General features: G+C 73.8%; 4 protein-coding genes. All 4 read right to left on the bottom strand.

The features are described 5' to 3' along the window. A partial coding sequence (locus NBX02_RS17995; protein ID WP_250292342.1) for a PucR family transcriptional regulator occupies positions 1-889 on the bottom strand: 889 nt, incomplete at its 3' end. A gap of 126 nt (positions 890-1,015) precedes the next feature. Next, the gene (locus NBX02_RS17990) at positions 1,016-1,702 is read right to left on the bottom strand and encodes a lytic transglycosylase domain-containing protein (RefSeq protein ID WP_445548516.1); all 687 of its coding nucleotides are present in this window, start codon (positions 1,700-1,702) and stop codon (positions 1,016-1,018) included. 19 nt (positions 1,703-1,721) lie between these two features. Then, complete coding sequence (locus NBX02_RS17985; protein ID WP_250285280.1) at positions 1,722-2,477, bottom strand: tyrosine-protein phosphatase; 756 nt, start codon at positions 2,475-2,477, stop codon at positions 1,722-1,724. A gap of 126 nt (positions 2,478-2,603) precedes the next feature. Then, positions 2,604-2,986: polysaccharide biosynthesis protein (locus NBX02_RS17980; protein WP_250292340.1), on the bottom strand; the 383-nt coding region annotated here is incomplete at its 5' end.

Raw genomic sequence — 2,986 nt, 5'->3', positions numbered from 1 at the left:
AGGAGGCGGCCGTGGCCAGGTCGGCGGCGACCGGGCCGATGATGACCGGACCGGGCCCGTAGGCCGGCAACAGGGCGTCGACGGCGTCGAGCAGGGCACGGCCGCAGCCGGCGGCGCCGGGCCGGGCCGGCCGCCGCGCGGCGGCGGCGGCGGTCACGAAGTCCCCGCCGACGATGACGACCAGCCGTTCGTGGTGGACGCCGGTGAGCACCTCCAGGCCGGCCCCGCGCCCGAGGCGGTGGACCTGGTCGACGACGACCTCGGGGGAGCGGTCCGGGGTGTCCCCGACGATCACCGCGACGGACGGCGGGTTGCGCCAGCCCAGCGCCGCCGCGCGTGACGGCAGCGCCCGCTCCACCTCGCCGCGCACGACGTGGTCCACGACGAGCGCCTCCAGCCGGGCGTCCCACGCGCCCCGCTCCTCGGCGGCGCGGGCGTAGACGACCGCGCCGGCGAAGGCGATGTCGCGGGAGTAGCGCAGCACGTCGGCGAGCAGCCGCTGCTCGTGCTCGGGGCCGGCCAGCGCGGGCACCTCGGCCTCGATCGCCTCGACCGCCACCCGCACCAGTTCGACCAGGCGGCGGAAGGTCACAGCCCGGACGAGGTCACGGGGAGCGACCCGGAACACGTCCCCGGACAGCTCCCGGGCGTGCTGGGGACTCCGGCACCACTCCACGAACGAGGAGATCCCGGCCTGTACCACCAGCTGGATGTCGGCCCGGTGCCGGGCCGACATGGGCGTGAACCAGGGCAGGACCTCGTGCATGCGGGCCACCGCGCGGCTGGCGAGCATGCCGCTGGAGCGTTCGATCCGCCGGATGACGTCCTCGACCGCCGGGTCGGCAGCGGGCGACGGAGTGGCGTCGGCGTCCGGCAGCGGCCGTGTCACCGCCCACCATTGTCGGTCATTGTTTTCTCCATCGGTTTTCCCGGGGCCCCGGGCGGCGTGCGCGGGGCCGCCGGCATATGTCCGGCGCCGGTGTGCCCGGTGCCGGTATGTCTGAAGTTGGCCTGTCTAGAGCTGGTCGTTGAAGCGGCTGGTCCAGTTGTGGACGTTCGCGACGTATGCTCGCGTCTCGGCGAAATCGGGAACTCCGCCGGCATCGCGGACAGCCGCGGGTCCCGCATTATAGGCGGCCAGGATCAACGAGACACGGTCGCCGGGCAGTTTCTGGACGAGCTGGGCCAGGTGGGCGTCGTAACGCGCGGCGGAAAGGATGGCGTCCGCCGGTTCCAACGGGTCGGCCGCGCCGTCGGCATTGCCGTCGACACCGAACTGTTCCCAGGTGCCGGGCAGGAACTGCATCATGCCGCGGGCACCCGCGCGGGACACCGCGTCGCGGTTGAACTTGCTCTCCACCCGGGCCTGGGCCGCGAGCTGGGCCGCGGTGAGGACACCGTAGACCGCCGCGGCGTTCTGGAAGAGGGGGATCAGGTCGCGCGGGACTCTTGACGCCGACCGGGAGGAGATACTCTCCCCACAGCTGGTGAGGACCGTGCTCAGGCAGGTCGCGGCCACGAGCAGGACCAGTATCTGCGGGGCGCCGCACGACGGGTGCCGCCGGGAGGCACCGCGTACCCGCCAGGACCGGCCGGGCCGGTGGTACGGGCGGGGCGGTGTCGCGTCCACCACCCCATTGTGCTGGGTGGTCCGGCCGGCTGTACGGGCCCGGTAACACCGGTTGGTGCCAGCGGTTCGCATGGGATGTCCGCCGCCCCGCTCAGCCGGTCAGGTTGGCCCGCAGCGAGCGGAGCGCGTCGTCGGGCACGCCGGCGTGCCGGGCCCACCCGGCCGCGCCGCCCCAGGTGTCGTCGAGCGCGGTGAGGAAGCGGCTGATGACCTCCGGCCGGCAGCTCATGCCGTCCGCCCTGGCGCCGCTGCGGGCCCGGTCGTAGGTGGGACGCCTGGCCAGCCGGCGGTCCACCCGGTCGATCCGCTCGTTGCTCGCGACATAGTCGGCGATGACCGCGTCCCGTTCGACCCCGGCGATGTCGAGCACGACGGCGGCCAGCACGCCTGTGCGGTCCTTGCCCGCGGCGCAGTGGAACAGCGCCGGCAGGCGGCCGGGGTCCGCGAGCAGCCGCAGGGCGCCGGCGACCGCGTCGGGTGCCCCGCGCAGGTAGTCGAGGTAGTGCTCGACCCGGTCCTGCGAGGCGCGGTCGGCGACGATCAGGGGGTAGCGCGGGTCGTCGGCCATCACGAACTCGCCGGGGAGGAACGACAGGTTGTGGTAGGCGACATCCTCCTCCGCCAGCGGGCCGCGGCCCTCCCGGGCGATCTCCGCCGCGGCGCGCAGATCGAGGACCGTGCGCAGGCCATAGTTGTTACGTAACGTAACAACATCGTCCTTGGTCAGCTCCTGGACGGTGTCGGCGCGCAGCAGTTGTCCCGGCCGTGTCGACGCTCCGTCCCTGGTCGGTAGCCCGCCGAGATCCCGGACGTTGTCGGCGCCGACGAGACTGAACCAGCGATCCACGCGATGACGATAACCACTGGAATACCCCCACGAGTGGGGAACGCCTCATCCGCCCACCCGGCCGGCGCCCGTCCGCCCTGGTGAGGGCCTGGTGGGGGCTGGTGGACGCGCGCCGGCAGGCATCGGTCACAGGTCGTTGCCGACCACGCTCGGTGTCTCCGCCGCGCGCGGCCGGGTTTCCCGCTGCCGGGTTTCCCGCGGATGCGGCTCGGCGGGGTGTGGCAGGGCCGGGAGCGGCCTCGCGAGCTGGCGCAGCGTCGTGCGCAGCACCCCGGGATCCCCCCAGGGCGCGAGCGCGCGGACCTGCTGCCGGTCGATCGCCGGCGCGGACACGTACGAGATCAGGGGATGGTGGCGGCGGATGTCGCGCTCGTCGTCGTCGAAGAGGTCCTCGTGCAGCTTCTCCCCGGGGCCGAGCCCGGTGTAGACCACCTCGACCGGCCGCGGGCCGCGGCCGGCCAGCCGGCTGGCGACGTCGGCGATCCGCACCGGCCGGCCCATGTCGAGGA

The sequence above is a fragment of the Protofrankia sp. CiP1_Cm_nod1 genome (genome assembly GCF_920888515.1).
In the GTDB taxonomy this organism is placed as follows: Bacteria; Actinomycetota; Actinomycetes; order Frankiales; family Frankiaceae; genus Protofrankia.
Note: the sequence above shows the minus strand (reverse complement) of the source record. Positions and strands in the feature narration are given on the sequence as shown.

Excerpts from the sequence above, each read along its gene's own strand:
- NBX02_RS17990 (WP_445548516.1), bottom strand. The coding sequence starts at position 1,702 with ATGCGAACCGCTGGCACCAACCGGTGTTACCGGGCCCGTACAGCCGGC.